29 protein-coding genes are annotated in these 15,904 nt (G+C 71.6%); 1 reads left to right on the top strand and 28 read right to left on the bottom strand.

Annotated features, from left to right (window positions below; genetic code table 11):
- Positions 1-20 precede the first annotated feature (20 nt).
- From B0675_RS02245 to B0675_RS02185, 16 genes are all read right to left on the bottom strand, one after another.
- Complete coding sequence (locus tag B0675_RS02245) at positions 21-293, bottom strand: hypothetical protein (protein ID WP_143661049.1); 273 nt, start codon at positions 291-293, stop codon at positions 21-23.
- A 20-nt stretch (positions 294-313) separates the two neighbouring features.
- Positions 314-2,374, bottom strand: a complete 2,061-nt coding sequence (locus B0675_RS41260; RefSeq protein ID WP_179165224.1) for a hypothetical protein — start codon at positions 2,372-2,374, stop codon at positions 314-316.
- A gap of 25 nt (positions 2,375-2,399) precedes the next feature.
- Entirely contained in the window at positions 2,400-2,846 is a 447-nt protein-coding gene (locus B0675_RS02235) for a hypothetical protein (RefSeq protein WP_081217043.1), read from the bottom strand.
- A 306-nt stretch (positions 2,847-3,152) separates the two neighbouring features.
- Entirely contained in the window at positions 3,153-3,545 is a 393-nt protein-coding gene (locus tag B0675_RS02230; RefSeq protein WP_081217042.1) for a hypothetical protein, read from the bottom strand.
- Between the two features lie 84 nt (positions 3,546-3,629).
- Positions 3,630-3,836, bottom strand: coding sequence for a helix-turn-helix domain-containing protein (locus B0675_RS02225; RefSeq protein WP_081217041.1), 207 nt, complete (start codon positions 3,834-3,836; stop codon positions 3,630-3,632).
- Between the two features lie 87 nt (positions 3,837-3,923).
- The gene (locus tag B0675_RS41255; protein WP_179165223.1) at positions 3,924-4,097 is read right to left on the bottom strand and encodes a hypothetical protein; all 174 of its coding nucleotides are present in this window, start codon (positions 4,095-4,097) and stop codon (positions 3,924-3,926) included.
- A 95-nt stretch (positions 4,098-4,192) separates the two neighbouring features.
- A complete protein-coding gene (locus tag B0675_RS41250; protein WP_179165222.1) occupies positions 4,193-4,348 on the bottom strand; it encodes a hypothetical protein in 156 nt (51 codons plus the stop codon).
- A gap of 20 nt (positions 4,349-4,368) precedes the next feature.
- Positions 4,369-4,617, bottom strand: a complete 249-nt coding sequence (locus tag B0675_RS41245) for a hypothetical protein (protein WP_081217040.1) — start codon at positions 4,615-4,617, stop codon at positions 4,369-4,371.
- A gap of 97 nt (positions 4,618-4,714) precedes the next feature.
- Positions 4,715-5,437: a hypothetical protein gene (locus B0675_RS02215; protein WP_081217039.1), complete on the bottom strand. Its 723-nt coding sequence runs from the start codon at positions 5,435-5,437 to the stop codon at positions 4,715-4,717.
- Entirely contained in the window at positions 5,434-5,835 is a 402-nt protein-coding gene (locus tag B0675_RS02210) for a hypothetical protein (RefSeq protein ID WP_081217038.1), read from the bottom strand. Before B0675_RS02210 ends, B0675_RS02215 begins: the two co-directional genes overlap by 4 nt.
- Complete coding sequence (locus B0675_RS02205) at positions 5,832-6,716, bottom strand: hypothetical protein (protein WP_081217037.1); 885 nt, start codon at positions 6,714-6,716, stop codon at positions 5,832-5,834. Before B0675_RS02205 ends, B0675_RS02210 begins: the two co-directional genes overlap by 4 nt.
- Complete coding sequence (locus B0675_RS02200) at positions 6,713-7,429, bottom strand: nuclease-related domain-containing protein (RefSeq protein WP_081217036.1); 717 nt, start codon at positions 7,427-7,429, stop codon at positions 6,713-6,715. Before B0675_RS02200 ends, B0675_RS02205 begins: the two co-directional genes overlap by 4 nt.
- A complete protein-coding gene (locus tag B0675_RS02195) occupies positions 7,426-9,042 on the bottom strand; it encodes a hypothetical protein (RefSeq protein ID WP_081217035.1) in 1,617 nt (538 codons plus the stop codon). The genes B0675_RS02200 and B0675_RS02195 overlap by 4 nt, the downstream gene beginning before the upstream one ends.
- Before the next feature lie 66 nt (positions 9,043-9,108).
- Entirely contained in the window at positions 9,109-9,279 is a 171-nt protein-coding gene (locus B0675_RS41240; RefSeq protein WP_179165221.1) for a hypothetical protein, read from the bottom strand.
- On the bottom strand, positions 9,276-9,536 hold the full coding sequence (locus B0675_RS02190; RefSeq protein ID WP_081217034.1) for a hypothetical protein: 261 nt from the start codon (positions 9,534-9,536) through the stop codon (positions 9,276-9,278). Before B0675_RS02190 ends, B0675_RS41240 begins: the two co-directional genes overlap by 4 nt.
- Positions 9,533-9,841 carry a hypothetical protein gene (locus B0675_RS02185; RefSeq protein ID WP_081217033.1) on the bottom strand — a complete coding sequence of 103 codons (309 nt, stop codon included), beginning with the start codon at positions 9,839-9,841 and terminating at the stop codon, positions 9,533-9,535. Before B0675_RS02185 ends, B0675_RS02190 begins: the two co-directional genes overlap by 4 nt.
- Before the next feature lie 247 nt (positions 9,842-10,088).
- Here B0675_RS02185 and B0675_RS02180 point away from each other — a divergent pair, with 247 nt between their 5' ends.
- Entirely contained in the window at positions 10,089-10,310 is a 222-nt protein-coding gene (locus tag B0675_RS02180) for a hypothetical protein (protein ID WP_143661048.1), read from the top strand.
- 70 nt (positions 10,311-10,380) lie between these two features.
- On the opposite strand, the gene B0675_RS02175 is transcribed toward B0675_RS02180, so the two are convergent.
- From B0675_RS02175 to B0675_RS41835, 12 genes are read right to left on the bottom strand one after another with little or no spacing between them, the layout of a single operon-like run.
- Positions 10,381-10,569 carry a hypothetical protein gene (locus B0675_RS02175; protein WP_081217031.1) on the bottom strand — a complete coding sequence of 63 codons (189 nt, stop codon included), beginning with the start codon at positions 10,567-10,569 and terminating at the stop codon, positions 10,381-10,383.
- Positions 10,566-11,249 (bottom strand): hypothetical protein, encoded by a 684-nt coding sequence (locus B0675_RS02170; RefSeq protein ID WP_081217030.1) that lies wholly within the window; start codon positions 11,247-11,249, stop codon positions 10,566-10,568. The genes B0675_RS02175 and B0675_RS02170 overlap by 4 nt, the downstream gene beginning before the upstream one ends.
- Before the next feature lie 17 nt (positions 11,250-11,266).
- Entirely contained in the window at positions 11,267-11,668 is a 402-nt protein-coding gene (locus tag B0675_RS02165) for a hypothetical protein (RefSeq protein WP_081217029.1), read from the bottom strand.
- On the bottom strand, positions 11,665-12,090 hold the full coding sequence (locus B0675_RS02160; RefSeq protein WP_081217028.1) for a hypothetical protein: 426 nt from the start codon (positions 12,088-12,090) through the stop codon (positions 11,665-11,667). Before B0675_RS02160 ends, B0675_RS02165 begins: the two co-directional genes overlap by 4 nt.
- Positions 12,087-12,494, bottom strand: a complete 408-nt coding sequence (locus tag B0675_RS02155) for a hypothetical protein (protein ID WP_081217027.1) — start codon at positions 12,492-12,494, stop codon at positions 12,087-12,089. Before B0675_RS02155 ends, B0675_RS02160 begins: the two co-directional genes overlap by 4 nt.
- Complete coding sequence (locus B0675_RS02150; RefSeq protein WP_081217026.1) at positions 12,494-12,934, bottom strand: hypothetical protein; 441 nt, start codon at positions 12,932-12,934, stop codon at positions 12,494-12,496. Before B0675_RS02150 ends, B0675_RS02155 begins: the two co-directional genes overlap by 1 nt.
- On the bottom strand, positions 12,931-13,311 hold the full coding sequence (locus B0675_RS02145; RefSeq protein ID WP_081217025.1) for a hypothetical protein: 381 nt from the start codon (positions 13,309-13,311) through the stop codon (positions 12,931-12,933). Before B0675_RS02145 ends, B0675_RS02150 begins: the two co-directional genes overlap by 4 nt.
- Positions 13,312-13,322: 11 nt before the next feature.
- Positions 13,323-13,832 (bottom strand): hypothetical protein, encoded by a 510-nt coding sequence (locus tag B0675_RS02140; protein ID WP_081217024.1) that lies wholly within the window; start codon positions 13,830-13,832, stop codon positions 13,323-13,325.
- A 2-nt stretch (positions 13,833-13,834) separates the two neighbouring features.
- Positions 13,835-14,605, bottom strand: coding sequence for a hypothetical protein (locus B0675_RS02135; RefSeq protein WP_081217023.1), 771 nt, complete (start codon positions 14,603-14,605; stop codon positions 13,835-13,837).
- Positions 14,602-14,745, bottom strand: coding sequence for a hypothetical protein (locus tag B0675_RS41235; protein WP_179165220.1), 144 nt, complete (start codon positions 14,743-14,745; stop codon positions 14,602-14,604). Before B0675_RS41235 ends, B0675_RS02135 begins: the two co-directional genes overlap by 4 nt.
- A complete protein-coding gene (locus B0675_RS41840) occupies positions 14,738-15,382 on the bottom strand; it encodes a DUF4326 domain-containing protein (RefSeq protein ID WP_241539677.1) in 645 nt (214 codons plus the stop codon). The genes B0675_RS41235 and B0675_RS41840 overlap by 8 nt, the downstream gene beginning before the upstream one ends.
- Positions 15,379-15,792, bottom strand: coding sequence for a histone-like nucleoid-structuring protein Lsr2 (locus B0675_RS41835; protein WP_241539887.1), 414 nt, complete (start codon positions 15,790-15,792; stop codon positions 15,379-15,381). The genes B0675_RS41840 and B0675_RS41835 overlap by 4 nt, the downstream gene beginning before the upstream one ends.
- Between the last annotated feature and the right edge of the window lie 112 nt (positions 15,793-15,904).

The following is a 15,904-nucleotide window of genomic DNA, read 5'->3' as shown; positions in this document are numbered from 1 at the left end:
TGCCCCCTGCCCCCCTCTGGTCAGGTGAGGTGGAGCAGCCCAGCGTTGATCTCTGGGCGTTCGAGGCCTGCTGTGAAGCGGATCCACATGCGGTACTGGCCCTCGTCGAGGTCTGTGACGTCTCCTCCTGGCCCGATGAGGATGCGTGCGCTGCCCTGGTGCCACTCGGCCTGGTGCCAGTCCTCGTCCTCTGGTGGCCCCTGGGTGGCCTTGAAGGCGATCTCGGGGGGTGTGGTGAGGTCTGGGCTGCCTGGTACGGGGATGTGGACGTACTCGCGGGTAGTGCGTGCCATGACGAGGGGCGTGCGTGTGGTCACCATGGCTGTCCGGTCTCCCAGGTGGTGTAGGGCTGGCCTGCTGTCCTACCCGGGTAGGGCTGGCCTGCCGTCCAGGTGGTGAAGGGCTGGCCTACCTCGTACTCGGCCTCGTCGGGCTCGGTGGGCGTGCCCTGGGTGAGGGGTAGGGCGGTGGTGGCCTCGTGGACGACGGGTAGGGGGCCGGTCTTGAGCGGTACGAGGTCCTGGGCGGTCGCGGTCTCGTCCACGGGGGCCAGGAGGGCCGTCTTGGTGCTGCTGAGCGGCCGTGCGGTGCTGGTCTCGTAGGCGATGGGCAGGACGAGGGTCTTGTGCCCGGTGAGGGGGCGTGCGGTGGTCGTCTCGTAGGCGGTGGGGAGTCCGCCGGACGGGATGAAGGCCTGGGGGGTGGTGGTCTCGCCCGTACGGGGCAGCGGGGAGGCCTTGAGGGCGGTGAGGGCCTGTACGGCGTCCTGGGAGGCCACGGTGGGCAGCGGGGAGGCCTTGGAGACGCTCGGGAGGCTCGTGGAGGTCGTTTCGGAGGCCTGCGGGAGCGCCCGGGCCTTGCGGGGGGCCAAGTCGAGTGCTGCGGAGGTCTCTTGGGCTCTCGGGAGGGCTCCGTAGCGGTGTCCGGTGAGCGGTTGGGCGGTGTTGGCCTCGCTGAGGGTCTGGAGGGACCCGTTTTTCGACCGTCCGAGGCTCTGGACGGCCGTCAACTCGCCCGCAGGGCTGAGAGAGCGCTGTTTCCGGGCTCCGGGAGGCCTCGCGGAGGTCGTCTCGACGACCGTGGGCAGCGCCATCGTCTTGTGACCGGTCAGCGGGCGCGCGGTGGTCGTCTCGGCGGCCGCAGGCGGTGTGTTGGCCTTGTGGCCGGCCAGGAGCTGCGCGGCGGAGGTCTCGGCGACGGTGGGGAGCGCGAGGGTCTGGCTCTCCGTGGGGATGAACTCGACCAGCGCCCAGAGGTTGGAGACGCGGCGGGAGGTGGACTGGGAGACGTTGCCGCGGTAGCCGATCTGGGCGGTCCCGAGCGCTGTCCTCGTCCAGGCCGCGCTCGTCTGGGGGTTGGTGTAGGCGGTGAGCCCGTAGAGGCGCGGTACGGCGGCTTTGTGGGTCTGCCAGCCGGTGACGGCGACGCTGGTGGACGCCGACTCGAGGAGCGTGCCGCCCGCCTGGCCCTTGAGGCGGGTCACGATGCTCGCTGTGGTGGTGGCGGTGGAGCCGATGCGGGCGCCGACGGCGACGAGGGTGATGGGGTCGCTGGCGCCGATGCCGGCCGCGGCCGCCGAGGAGAGGGTGAAGTCGTCGGCGGAGGTGGTGCCGGTCGCGGTCAGCTCGTTGTACGTCGTGGCGTCGTCGGGCGGGGTGTCGTTGACGCGGGTCCAGTTGTTCGCTGCTCCGGCGGTGCCGCCTGTGCCGGTCCAGGTGTTGTTGTCGCCGGCGCCTGCCGGGTGGAGGTGGACGACCGAGCCGGGGCCGGGGAGGCCGTTCTGGGCGGTGCCGGTGTTGTCGTTGACGGCGATGTCGTCGATGCAGATGTCCATCGCGGTCGCCGACTGGATCGCGCCGACCCTGAAGCGGCTGAAGCCGTTGATGTTCGTGCACAGGGTGTCGGCGAACTGGACGCCGTCGAGGTAGCCGCGGAAGGCGCTGACTCCGGCGGTGAGGGTGCCGGCGACGTCGGTGAAGTCGAGCTCGACGCGGTACCAGCGGTTCAGGGACAGGGCGGCGGTCGGGGAGCCGAGGTTGACGGCGGCCTGGTTGTCGCGGAGCTGCAGTTGGCCGGTGCTGGTGAGCCGGAGGACGCCGGGGAAGTACCCGGACTGGCCGATGCCGTACAGATTGCAGTCCGCGGCGGGCAGCGCCGTGATGTACAGGTAGAACCGGTGGAAGGTCCGCTGGACCACGCCGCTGGTGAGCTGGTGCTCGATGTACTGGGTGGCGGCGGCCGGGGTGATGCGCAGCGAGGCGGTGCCGGCGCGGTGGATCGTCTGGGAGATGGCCGGGGAGCCGTTGGAGTCCTGCCACTCCATGAGGGCGGCCGCGCTGGCGAGTTCGAATCCGCACGTGTACATCCGCGCCATGGCGTGGGCCTCCCCGGGGGACGGGTCAGGTGGTGGAGCTCGAGCGCAGGAAATCCGCGATCGTCCAGGTGGTGTCGATGCCGTCGCCTGGGCTCCACGTGACGGTGTGCAGGGAGAGCGGGATCAGGTCCGCGTCTGTGCCCGTGGTGGTGTCGGGGTCGTAGGCCAGGACGATCGCGCCGACCGCGTTGCCGCCCGGGCCTGCCCAGGTGACGTCGTCGCAGTCCAGGTTCAGCCGGTCATTGGCGTTGTCGACCGTGGCCGTGACGTTCGTGAGCGGCTTCCGGGGCAGCGTGGTCTGTTCGTTGGTCGTGCCGGCGACGACGGCCGCGAAAGTCGCCTTGTCCCGGAGGACGGCGTCGGTCTCGAGGCCGGACGCCTCGAGGGCGATGGCGACCAGGCCGTCATTCGCGGCGGGCAGGCCGGCGTAGTAGCCGACTCGGCCGAGGGCGACGTTGAACACGAAACTCACGGCGGACTCCTCGCAGCAGGGGTGTTGGGCGGCACCCGCCGCGGCGCAGGCCTGCGGCTCGCCCCAAGCTCGGCCGCAGACCTCCCCAGGTCCTGGCCTACGCGCGGGCGGGTGCCAGGGCATCAAAAAAGGCCCGGGAGTCAGGTCTCTGGGGCCTTGATCAATGCCAGTATCTGAGTCCGTTTTCGGACATGGGTGTGCGGGAAGATCGTGGCCCATCTATCGCTGCACGTCAAGCCGTTGTTGACCCTGGCGCGGCGACCATGGCGAAGGCCCCGCACGCGGCGGGGCCTTCGGCGCTACGGGCTACGCGGCGGGCGGGTCGGTCTTGATGACCTCGGTGGGCGCGCCGTTGACCATGGTGGCGAAGATCCGGGCCTGCGCTTCCTTCTTCGCGGGGACCGGGACCAGGACGATGCCGTCGTCGTGCTCGATGGTGATGAACAGCTGGCTCATGTCCTTCTTGGCCCAGATGGCGAAGATCCCGATCAGGGCGACGCGGGTGGCCGTGATCCGCTTGCGGGCGGTCTCGCCGGCCTCGATGGTGACCCGGGCGCCCTCGATGGGGATGCGCGGCTGGTTGGGCACGCGGACCGTGCCTCCCAGGATCGCAACTCCTGCTCCTGCAGCTGCAGCGGCGATCTGGCGCTGCCGTGCTGCAGCGGCTTTCTCCTCGGGCGTCTTCTTGCTGCCGAACATGTGCCGGCCCCCTCCTGTGTCGCGGTTCCGTCCCATGGTGGCGCAGCAGCAGGCGAGTTGGAGGGGGAACGCGTGGGGCGGGGGTCAGGCGGTGTCGCGCTGGCGGGGCTTGGGGGCGACCTTGGCGGCCATGACGTCCTCGACGCGGAAGATGGGGCGCCGCGGTGAGCCGCCGCACCGTTCGAGGATGCCGCGGCGTACCCAGTCGCGGATGGTGTCCGGCTTCACGCCGCAGGCCATGGCGGCCTGCTTGGTGGTGAGTTGGCCGGGGGGCAGGGATGCGTACTCCATGGGCCCATGGTGCGTCATGGGGTGGGTGGGGCGCACGTGGAGGCCCCGCCGCGGCGTGCGGCGGGGCCTCGTGTTGTAGCCGTGGGATCAGCGCCGCTTCTTGGGAGTGTCGGAGACCTGTTCGTAGGCGGCGCGGTCGGACTGGGTGGCGAACTGGGCTCGCTGGTCGGGGGTCCAGTCCGCGACCTTCGCCGGAAGTGCGGCGACGACCTCCTGCAGCTTGCTGGTCTCGGGCTGTGTCGATCGGCTGAAGACGCCCATGATGAGGGTGCTCCTGTCTCGTGTTCGGGATGGGTGGGCCGGGGCGGGCCGCGTCTTCTTGGCAGTCGGGGCGGCCCGCCCCGGGGCTTGTGTGGTCAGTCGTCGTTCGCCAGCGTCTCGGTGACGGTGAGGTTCGGCCGGTGCTTGCGGATGCGGCCGATCCGCCACTCGGCGAAGTCCGGCGCGTTGGTCCTGAACTCGTCGAGGAAGGTGCCGTCCTCGTCCTCGACGCGGTAGCGGATGAAGTCCACGGCGGTCTCCGTTCTGGTGGTCAGCGGCCCCAGCAGTTGGCGAGGACCAGGGCGAGGAGTACGAGGGCGGCGGCGAGGGTGTGGCGGGGCAGGATGCTGTCGCCGCGGCGGTCGCTGTGGACGCGGCGGATGCCGTCGCCGTCGATGGGTGCGTGGCCGCCGTGGGCGGCGTCGCGGTGGGCCTGCTGGTCGTCCTCGGCGTCCTCGATGTGGGCACGTCTGCGGGGGGCGACGGTGCGGCACTGGTGGCAGGTGTAGCGGTGCGGCATCGGGGGCTCCGAGGGGGTCGGGGGGCTGCTACTACGGGTTGCTACGGCTGTAGCGGTGGCTGCTACAACGCAGCTCAGGGCGTTGCTACGGGGTTTGCTACGGGCCCGGGGGCGCGGCCGGAGCAGGGGGTAGGAGAGCGGCTTTCAGGTCGTCCCGGTGGACCCCGCGGTTGACCTTGTCCCGGGTGTCCCGGACGGACGGGCGCAGGGTGATGTGGCGGGCGCTGAGGGCGGCCTCGACGGCCGCCCGGGAGGGCGCTTCACCGCTCCCCTGCTGGGTGGCGGCGAGGGTCTCCGTGAGGGTCTTGAGGTGCACTCCGGGGGCATCCCCGATGAGCCTCCACAGGAGGTCGATCAGGGGGTCGACGGGAGCCGTGTCGGGGGGCGCGGCAGCCGGTTGCGCCGGGGTCCTAGTGGGTTGTGCCGGAGCCTTGGCCGGGCGGTTGCGGAGCTGCTCCAGGCGGGTGACCGTCCGGTCGACGGAGGCGGCGGGGAGGAACGCGCCGACGGCGAAGGTCAGGCCGATCGTCACGCCGTAGAGGATCCAGAGGCTGTCGTAGTAGGCGCAGGCCCAGACGGCGACGACGTGCCCGACGTAGGTGGCTGTGGTGCCGATGAGGCTGCTGCACCAGGTCAGCCAGTCGCGGACCGCGATGAACACGGCGCGTGGCAGCGAAGGGATTTCGGCTGTCTTCTTGCCGCTCTTGCCCGCAGCCGGCTCGTCTACGGGCTCCTCCTCGACGGCCTCGGTGTCCTCGAGCTCCTCGGTGGCCGCGGGCTCCGGGTCGGTGGTCTGCTTGCGCAGGCTGAAGTGGCTCACTGGAGGTTCGTCCGGGCATTCTCGATGGCGTCCGCGATGATGGACCAGTTCCCGCCGGCCCCTGAGGCGACGTAGAAGAAGATCAGCGCGGTCACGCCGACCTGCTTGGTCGACAGCTTCTTGAACAGCATGAAGATCAGGAGGCACAGTGCGATGGCGGGCATGGTGATGCCCTTGACGAACCCCTGTGTGAAGTCGATCAGGCTGCCGATGAAGTCTGGAACGATCTTCCACATGCCGCCCGCGGCCTTGTAGGCGCTGCCCGCGATCATGGCGACGAGGACCGTGGTCCACCAGCCGAGCGGCTTGAGCTTGCCGCCGCCCGGGATGCCGAACAGCATCAGGGCGGTGAGGGCTGCGGCCACGCCGGCCGTGCCCAGGTTGCCGAACACGTTCACAGCGGGAGCTCCAGTTCCATCCAGTCCGTGCCGTACAAAGCGGCGCCGATGACGATCGAGGCGATAGGGACCGCGCAGCACCAACGGGCGAGTAGGCGCCAGCTGCGGGTGCGGTAGCGCAGGCACTCGCAGAGGACAGCCACGCCGTACAGGAACAGGGCGGTCGGCGTGAGTGCGCCGTGGTCGGCGATCCACGCGGTGCTGCGGGTGGCCCAGTTGACCCAGCCGAGTGCGTATCCGGCTGCGGCTGCACTGAGGTGGACGGCCAGCCAACGGATGCGCGGCGGGATGGCGTCGTATGCGTCGAGGAGCGAGCGGCGCGTCGGCGGTGAGTCGACGAGTGCGCGCGGCGCATCCGCGCTCTGCCTCCGGCTGCGAGTGCGCGAGCGCGCAGCCGGGCGCCGCCGCTTGGGCCGCGCCGGCCCCGGCTTCCTGACGGGCTGCGCATCCGCATCCGCGTCTGGTCCGTCGGGCTGCGCAGCCGCCTCGTCCTGGTCCTGGTCCTCGTCGTCGGCCTCGGCGTCCTCGGGGAGTTCGCTGCCGTCGTCGTCCTCGCCGGGCTCGGGGGTGGGTGCGCTGAGGTCGGCGGACTGACCGGACCACCACGGCGGGATGCGCATCCGTCGGCGGCCGCGCGGCTGCGCATCCCCTGCGTCGGCTGCAGGCTGCGCATCCTGCGCACGGGCTGCGGGCTGCGCGTCGTCCGCGTAGAGGTCGTCCCACCAGTCGGCTGCGGGCGCGGGGTTGTGCTGCGGCTGCGCGACGGCTGCAGCAGCTGCAGCCGTGACCGGATCCGTGGGTGCGACTGCAGCGTCGGGGCCGCCAGCGATCGTGTGGAGGATGCTGCGGATGCGCATCTCATCCTGATCTGGGGTCGTCATCGGCGTGCTCCTTGCGTGTACGCGGGCAGCTCGCGGCGGGCAGTGTGGGCGAGAGCGGAAGGCGACCGGTGCGGGAGGCTGCACGCGCGGTCGACGGCGCGGAGCTCCTCGCGCAGCCGGTGGGCCGGGATGATGCGCAGCCCGTCGAGCGAGAGGCCGTTCTCGGGCATCGGCGGTCCGTCCATCACGACCAACGGCATGACGGGGACGCCCAGGATGCTGGCCGTCTCCCGGGTCTCGTAGTAGAGACCGTCCAGGCGCTGGGTGACGTCGCGGTCGCCGTGGTACAGGCGGCCGTTGGCCACGGTGAGCGGCCACTGGGACGAGTACCGCTTGGTGTCGGGCAGGTAGACGCGGCCGGTGGGGCTGATGACGAGGTGGTCGAGGTTCGCGCGGCTGCGGGGCAGGGCTCGGTCGTGGAGGACGGTCCAGCCTTCGCGCTCGAGGGTGCGCAGCCGTTCGGCGGTGCGGCGCTCCCCTGCAGCGCCGGCCTCCCAGCGTTGGGCCTGGCGGCCGCGCTGGGTGGGGATGTTGAGCAGGCCCGCGATCCGTACGGCGGGGGTGCGCAACTGGCGGGCGCGGGCGGCTGCGGATGCGCCCGCGCCGGTGTGGCGGGTGCGCAGCCAGCTGCGGATGCGCACCCACACGCCAAGGCGGGAGGCGAGGAACGCGAGTAGGGCGGCGAGCAGCAGGGTGTGGACGAGGCCGGTCATCGGTGGGCTTCCTTCGCTGCGGGCGGCTGCGCAGCCGCATCCGGGAGGGTGTCGGGGAGCTGCGCCTGGATGCGCTGGGCGCGGCGCTGGCCGATCCCGAGTTCGGTCTGCAGCAGGCGCAGCGGCGCACGTCTGCGGTCCTCGGCAAGGGACTTCTCGTTCAGGGCGAGGGCGTGTTCGAGGAGTTGCGCATCCGCAGCCGGGACGCGCAGCTGCACGGGCGGCTGCGCAACGGGCTCAGGTGCGGGCGGCTGCACGGGCGGTGCAGCCGGGGTGGCCTGCGGTGCAGTCGGTTGCGCAGCCGGGTCGGCGGGCGCGCACACGTCCGGGTGTGGCTGCTGCGTCGGGGCCAGGTCCAGGATGAGGACGCGGCCGGACTGCGCTGCCGCATCCGCACTGTCGGTTTCTCCGCCCGCATCCGGCTGCGGCTGCGCAGCGGTGTCGACGGACTTGGTCAGGGCGATTGCGGATGCGGCTGCGGAATCGAACGCGGCCTCGTCCGTGCCGGGTTGCACGACGGGCGGGGCGGGCTCGAGTGCAGCCGTGGGCGGCTCCGGCTGCACGGCGAGGATGGGTGGCTGCGCATCCGCCGCTGCAGCCGCAGCCGAGGGGTGCAGGGCGATACGGACCAGGCCCTCGGTGACGGACACGCCGTACTCGGTCGTGAGTGCGGCGAGCTCCGCCGGGGTTACCTCCGGGTGCGCATCGTGGACGGCCTGGATCGCATCCATCGGGTGCATCCGGCGCAGCTCGGCTCCGGTGACGCCGAGTGCGGTGGCGGGGTGCGGCTCCAGCGCGGGCTGCAGGACCCAGGGCGAGGTGACGGGTACGGTCGCGAGCTCGCCGGCGGTGCGCCGGGCGGCGACTTGCTGCAGGAGTGCGTGGCGACGGCTGCCGTCGATTGCGGCACCAGAGCGGGCGACGCTGGCTTTGAGGGCGGCGCGTCCCCACCAGCCGCGGTGCCGGCGTGCGGCGAGGCGTACGGCGCGGGCCATGGCGCGGTCGCGGCTGATGTCGATGGCGGTGCGGCCGCGGTCGGCGAGGCCGAGGTAGGAGAGGAGCCGCTGGCGGAGCTCGGCGCCGATCTGTGCGGGCAGCCCGGTGGACAGTGCCTCGGGCTTGGCGACGCGGATCTCGAGGCCCATGGCGAGGTGCCAGAGCAGGCCGCCCATGACGGGGCCGATCGTGGCGCGGACGATACCCGCCCAGAATCCGGACTCGGCGAAGGCGGGGATCACCTGGACGCCGGTGATGATCCAGACGAGGACGCCGGGCACGCCGGGCGTGCCGGCCTTGTCGTCGGCGGCCGTGGCCTGTTTGTTGGCGCGGGCCATGATGGCGCAGGCGATGAGCGCAACCTCGCCCGCGGCGAACATGACGGCGCGTTCGCTGGTGTCGGTCATGTGGAGGCGGTGCTCGGCGAAGGCCCAGCTGGTGTCGCCGCCGTACGCGGTGCAGACGAGGGCGCCGATGCCCGCGGTGAGGACGGCCCCGCTCGTCTTGTGGACGACGATGGTGCACAGGGCGGCGAGGGTGATGACGAGGACGCCGATGGTGGCAGCGGCCGGCCAGGGGTGGCTGACCGCCCACGACAGGGGCTGGTCCAAGGACACGTGGGCTCCAAAGACAGGCAGGGCCCCGCGCGGGGGCGGGCGTGGGGCCCTGCGATCAGGGGTGGGTCAGCGTCCGCCGGCGGTGCGGGGAACGCCGTCCTGCGCTGAAGCGGATACGCAGCCCTGCTGGGTAGCGGCCTGACCGGACTGGTCGCGCGCCGCGTAGTCGGCGGCGCAGGCCTCGGGCGTGGCGGGCTGCAGGGCGACGGGTACGGACTGCTTGGCGCTGTCGCTCATGCCGCACCGCCGGTGATTTCGCGGAGCTGGGCGGCGTACTGGCGACGGGTCATCTCGCGGGTGACGTCGGGCGCCTGCTCGCGCAGGGCACGGCCGAGCCGCGGGTCCATGGTCGTCGCCTGGATGATCGCGATCCGGCTCGTGGCGGTGAACGGGTTGTCGGGCCTGTTCGCCTCGAGGCGGTCCGCGATCTCGTCGAGCATGCGGTGGAGTAACTCCCGGTTGTGGGACGCCGGGAGGCCGTATCGCTCGCTCATCCCAGCTCCCTGCCGGTGGAGCGCAGGCGCAGGGCGTACTCGGCGCGGGTGATGTCGGTGAGCGGCTCGAGGTAGGCGCGGGCGTTCAGCGTGGCGGTCTCGGCGACGACGGCCGGCAGGTGGCCGACGATGCCGGCGACCGCGGTACGGAATGCGTCGTCGAGGCCGGCCTCGGTGAGCTGGTTCGTGGGTGCGAGCTCGAGGGCCCAGGCCGTGACGGTGAGGATCTGCGCGGCGTAGGGCGGGTCGAGGGCTGCAGGCGGCGTGACTGCCGTCTGTAGTGCCGGGTGGGTAAGGTTCGGCAAGGTCGTCCTCCTGGTGAAGCAGGTGGATGGCTGTCCCGGCCTGGTGTGTCACCACCGGATCGGGGGTGAGGCGGGGCTCGGTGTGTCACCACCGGGCCCCGTCCTCGTGCAGCCCCGACCGCGTGTGTCACCAAGCGGCCGGGGCTTTGTGCGTTGTCCAACGTAGAGGAAAGTTGCGAGACTCGCAACTTTTGGAGAGGATGGGGGCATGCCAGAGGAGCAGGCGGAGCCAGACGGGAGGTACACGATGCTGACGTTTGAGCAGGCCGCAGCCCGGCTTGTCGCCGACGGCCATGTCCGCAGGATGACGGCGGAGGGACTGCGGAAGGCGGCACGCACTCACCCCGACTGGACCGTCCGAGAGGACATGTACGGCAAGTCCTCGAACGCCAGAACCCTGCCGTACGAGCTCGCCGTTCGATTCGTCCTCACCCGCCGGCGCGGCGCAAAGAAGGACGACGCCGAGTAGCCAAGACGCACCAGAGCCCCGCCACCCCAGTCGACGTGGGGTGGCGGGGCTCCGACGTGTCGCGACCACGCTACGCCGCGCCTCTCCTGCGCCGTACGAACCAGACCACGAACGTGACGCAGGCGACGAGCCCGAACAGCGCGACCAGGGAGCGCCCCAACTCGCCCTGCTCACGCAGCCACAGCATGCTCACCGCCGTGGCTGTCGCCGAGCTGGCGGACGCAACGAGCCGCGTGACCTGCCACTGAGCCCGGGTCACGCCGCGATCATCTCCCCGCCGTGGTCGGTGAGCTCGTTCGGGTCCTCGTCGGCCGCGCGCCGGCCGGGCTGGAAAGCTCGCAGCGCCAGCCAGCTGTCCGGCGGGTACACGCACAGGCACCAGCCGCACTGCACCGGCTTGCTCATGTCCGCGTACAGGACCGATCCGCACACGGTGCCGAGCAAGTCGACGGCGATGCACCGGCCCAGCAACGTCCGCTCCGGCCGCTCTTCCTCGGGTTCGGCGACGCGGCGGATGCGGTCGATCAGGTCGCGGATCTCCGCGCCGAGGACGGGGGCCTGGTCCCAGAGGGCGATGTAGTAGATGTGGTGGATCAGGCCCCACGCCGCGGTGGTGACGCGGTGAGCGAGGGCGCCGGTGCGGGGCTGGGTGTCGAGGTCGCGGCTGATGCGTACGGCGTCGTGCCAGTCCTCGAGGATGCCGACGATTCCGCCGGCGGAGCGGAGGTCGAGGACCTCTCCGGCGAGGGGGAGCGGGGCCTCGACCATGGCGGTGCGGCCGCCGTACTGGGAGAGGCCGCGTCCGGCCGGGATGAGCCAGGGCTCGAGCGATGCCCAGAGGCGGGGCAGGCTGGCGAGGCGGTCTTGAAGGTCGCGGGTGCAGGCGGGGCAGATGGTGCCGTACTGCAGGACGTGTTCCTTGCACAGGGTGCAGAGCATGTGCGCGTCGTCCCTTCCTACTGGTCGTGCTGTGCTGGCAGGCCCTCGTCGAGCCATTCGATGCGTGCGTCGCCGTAGCCGCGGACGAGGTCGTCCGTGCTCGGCGCGCGGGTGGTGATCCAGTCCGTGACGTCCTCGACGGCGACGGCCTGGCCGTTCTCTTCCACCCACCCGTCCAGCACCTTGTGGGGCAGGTGCAGTCTGAACAGGCGGTGTCGTGGGGTGGGGCGGAGGCGGACGACGCCCTGGGCGAGCGTGTCGTCCGGTACGAGAGGCAGGCCCAGACCGAGGCCACTCAGGGCGGGGATCCGGTCCGGTTCAGCGGCGTGCTGCCGTAGGAGGTCGGTCAGCTCGGCGAGCGTCGTGGGGTGGGCTGCGATCTGCTGGACCGGATCCGTACGAGAGAGCAGGAACCTCACAGTCCCTCCCAGACGATCGGCGGGCGCACAGGTTGGGCGATGGTGAGGCAGCCGTAGCCGTCGCCCACTCCGTTCGCCTCGAGGACGCGCTGCACGGCGTCGAAGGAGCGGGAGGCTTCGTCGATCGGGATGTGCAGCTCGTAGGCCAGTCGTCGGACCCGGCGCCGCTGGCAACGGTGGAGCTCCTCCGCCAAGTCCCGGAACATCCGGCGCGCGCCGTCGGACAGCACGGCCGTCAGCGACTGGCGCAGACCTCTGGGAGGCCAGCCCTGGAACGCGCGCTCGTCCTCTGCATGCTGCTCGCCGCCGAGGGAGAGGTCTGGTACGAGCTCGACCGTCGCGTAGCCGACCTCGTGCCACTGGCCACCAGGACCGGAGACGTACGCCAGGGACTCGCCTGCAGTGGCTTCGGGAGGGATCACCTCGACCTCCTGCGAGCAGGCGGGCCGTACTTGGACTGCCAGGCTGGCCGGTCCGGTGGCCGGGTCGCCTTGCCCTTGTCATCGATCAAGTCGGCTTCCACGAGGGCCTGGTGGGTGTGCTTGACCTGCTCCATGAACGGCCGGATGGCGCGAGCGGCCATCCGCATGTACTCGGTCACAGCCGTGTGGAGCTCCCGGATCGCCACCGCGACGGAGGCGACCTCGAGCTCGTCCATAACCACGACGTTGGTCAGGCCGTGGAAGGGCCGGCGTGCGTCGTCGTCCAGGTCCTCGATACGGACCGGTTCCGCGATCGCCTTCTGGGGTGGGGGCGGTGGCGGCGGGTTGGCTGGCGTACGCCGCGGTGTCCGCGTCGGCTTGTGGCCGCCAGGCTGGTCGGGCATCAGCTCTCCTTCGTGTCGAGGTCGCGGAAGGGCTCGGCGGGCAGGGGGCGCCCGGAGGCTTTCGCCCACCAGCCGGCGCAGATGAGTTCGCCGAGCGGGATGTCGCGGGGGTGGCCGGGCGGGCGCCAGGAGCCGATGGGCTGGTGGCTGCCCGCGTAGCCGTCCGCGGCGCCGTGGTGGCACCAGAACGGTTCGCCGTCGGGGAGTTGGCGGCCGCCGTCCTCGAGCTCGGGGGAGCCGGTCCGGAACGCGCAGTCGCGGCAGGCCTTACGCATCACTCCGGGCGGGATCGGCGCCTCGACGAGCTCGGCGGCCGGCCAGCCGGCGACGTCGTTGGTGAGGCCAGTGCCGGTGCAGTGGAGGCAGCGGCCGGTGCTGGGCCCCATGTCGCCCTTCGTGCACCACGGGCAGACGTACCGGTAGACGGTCAGCTCGCTCATGCGCTGCCCCGGTCCTCGACGCATTCACCTTCGGCGGTCACGCACTTGTCCCAGGCGATGCACCGGCCGGTGCTGGACGGCGGGCACTCGACCACGGGCCGCGTGCGGGCGAGGCGCTGCTCCCAACCGGTCTCGGCCGACGCCGCCGGCCCTCGCCTGCAGCCGGGGCTGTGAGCAACACCGCTGCTGCTCGCCCCGAACTGGCAGCAGGCCCGCGGCTGTCGGGCGCGACGCTCCCGGTTGGATCCGCCGATGCAGCCCGCCGCGCCGAGAAAGAGCGCACCGGCCGTGAGCACCAGGTTCTGCATGGTGGCCGCGAGTCCGAGACCTGCCAGGGCTACGGCGCCCGCGTTGTACGCGAACTCAAGTCTGGTCACTGGTGGCCCTTTCAGTTCGCTCGGCCGTGATGGGGGTCGCGGGAGTGGTCGAGGGTCTGGCTGATGCTCGTGCGCCACATGGCCCGGATGTGGTCGGGTGAGTCTCCGGTCTCGGGGATGAGCCGGCCGTGGACGACGGCGTTGGCGCACAGCCGGGTGAGGTGGCGGGCCTGGTCGTCGGTTGTTGTGACCTGCTCGACGACGTTGGCCGGGGTGAGCACGAACTCGGTGGGCCGGCGGTCAACGAACGTCTCCGGCCGGAGGGGGCCGTCCTCCGGGTCGAGGGCGAATACGACCAGCTCGTGAGTGACGCCTTTGCGGTGCCGGTTGGCGGGCGGCATGTCAGGCATGTCGGCGAGGGAGATGAGCGCGAGGAGGTACTGGTACCAGATCGGGTGCCAGTCCCGGGCGGTGATGATCCACTGCTCCAGTACGGCGGGGTTCTCGGCGATGTCCGGGACACGGAACGCGCTGCCGGCCGGGCCGGTCAGCTCCGGTTCCTGGTGGGGTTGCTGCGTCATCTTCACTTCTCCTGGGACTGGTCGCCGGGCGGGACGATCGCGTTGTGGAGCTCGACGAGTCGGGCGTCCCACCAGCGGGCCATTGACGCGCCGAGCGGGGGCGGCCCGGCCTTCACCCACTGCTCGTTGAGCTGGATGACGCGCTCGATCACGGCCTCGCTGTGCCGGAGCTGGTCGCCCATGAACTTTCCGTGCGGGAGGCCGACGGTGAGTGCGGCGTCGGCATCTGACCCGTAGGCCAGGACGTCATCGGGGTGGGCCGACGCCCAGTGGTGGCCGGGGTTGCATTTCTCGTAGATGGCGCCGGCGATCTGCTCGCGCAGAGTCCGGGCGTCGCGCACCACGTCGGCGGCCTCGTCGCAGCGCTGCACGCCCGCTGCCAGTTCACTGCGCACCACGACTCCGGCGCCCGTCATCGCGGCAGAGGGGCTCGCAGGCTCGGTCGCTTCGGTCGCTGGGGCTGACGCGAGCACAGCCATCACCGCGTCGGTGAGGCGCGGCACGATGCCGAGGAGGCCCTGGTCGCGCCTCACCCTGCGGGCGTTCAGATCGTGGTGGATGGCATCGGCCACGCGTTGGCGGAGGCCTGTCTGTTCGGTGGGGGACTCGGCGCGGTCGGGCACGTGCTTCTCCTCGGGCTGGATCTCGTCGGTGGGCGGCCACTGTCCGGCCGACGCGGCGGCCTTGCGGCTCAGCGCGGACACGATGTCCCGCGACAGAGCGCGCTCATGGCGGGCGAAGTCCTCAAGGTCGCCCCAGTCGCGGTTGCTCATCGCTGCGTCACGTCCAGTGCGCAGCGTCCGGCGAGGCACACCGTGTCGTCGGCGACGAGGTGCACGTGGTGGCCTTCGCGGGCGAGGAGGTGGGCGGCTTCCTCCGCTGTGCGCGGGGCGGGCTGCGGGAGTTCAGGCACGGGTCTTCTCCTGGTCGTTGGCGTGCTCGAGGAGCACGGCAGCGTGGCAGTGGTCTGGGTCGCCGGGCTCAGGGAGTGGGCACCAGCACATGAGGTCGTGGCCGCCGAGCTGGCGGCGGACCGCGGCGAGGAGGCCGGGCTGGCTGGAGAGCCACGCCCGGTACCAGGTGCACGCCACGCGACGGGCCTTGGGCTCGCTGTCGCTGCTGAAGATGACGCCGGTGGTGCGGCTGTCGATGACGGCGTGCTCCTGGCCGAGCTGGGTGACGACGTACGGGTTGCCCCAGCGGCTCCCGCGGCCGACGTAGAGGGCACCAGCCGGCGCGCGCCAGCCCTTGGTGCGGGAGCGCTGGATCCGAGTCGGGGCGCCGAGAGCGATCTGTCGGTCAGTCCTGCGGGCCATGCGAGTCCCCTCTCCGTTCAGGGCGAGTTGGTCGGGGGCGGCGGGTGCGGGTCGGTTGAGGGCGGCGCGGGCTTCGTTGGGGCCGAGGGACCAGCCGCGGCGCGTGAGGGCGGTGATCGATGCGCGCTGGTCGGGGCGGAGTTTCCGCCAGCAGCGGGAGCCGATCCGGCGGGCCCGGGCCACTGTGGAGCGCACGGGCTGGTGGCACAGCTGGCACTCCACCTCAGCGCTCACGGCTCGCGGACCGGTGCGCCGGCCGCGCGCCAGTCGTCGAGGACCTTCTTGGGCACGCGGCCGCGCGGCGGGACGTCGGTGCCCTGGGTGGCGGCCCAGGCGCGGACGTCGGCGGGGTCGTAGTCCCGGGGCGGCGCCTTCGTCTTGGCCTTGGGGGCGATGTCGGCCTTGCGCTTCTGGAGTTCGGCGAGCCGCTTCTCGAGGCGAGCGGACTCCTCATCGATGGACGCCAGCTGCTCGTCCGCCCGGTGCCGGGCCCGAAGGATGTCCAGAGCGGTCTGAGCCTGCTCGCCCGCCTTGCGGATCTTGGGGTCATCGTGGTCGGCGGCCCAGACCAGGAGAGCGGGGATGGTGAGCTGCGGCTCCTTGCTGGGCTCGGCCGGGCGCGGGGCGGGGATGGGGTTGTCCATCTCGGGTGTCCTCTCGGTGGGTTCGGGTTCGTCCTCGGCGGGGTCCAGCTCCATGTCGGCGAGGAGGTCGCGGAGCAGGGGGATTGCCGTGGACCGCTCGGGCGGGAGCTCG

Origin of the sequence: Streptomyces sp. M41(2017) (assembly GCF_002078175.1) — a bacterium.
Lineage (GTDB): Bacteria > Actinomycetota > Actinomycetes > Streptomycetales > Streptomycetaceae > Streptomyces.
This window is presented reverse-complemented; position numbering and strand designations above follow the sequence as displayed.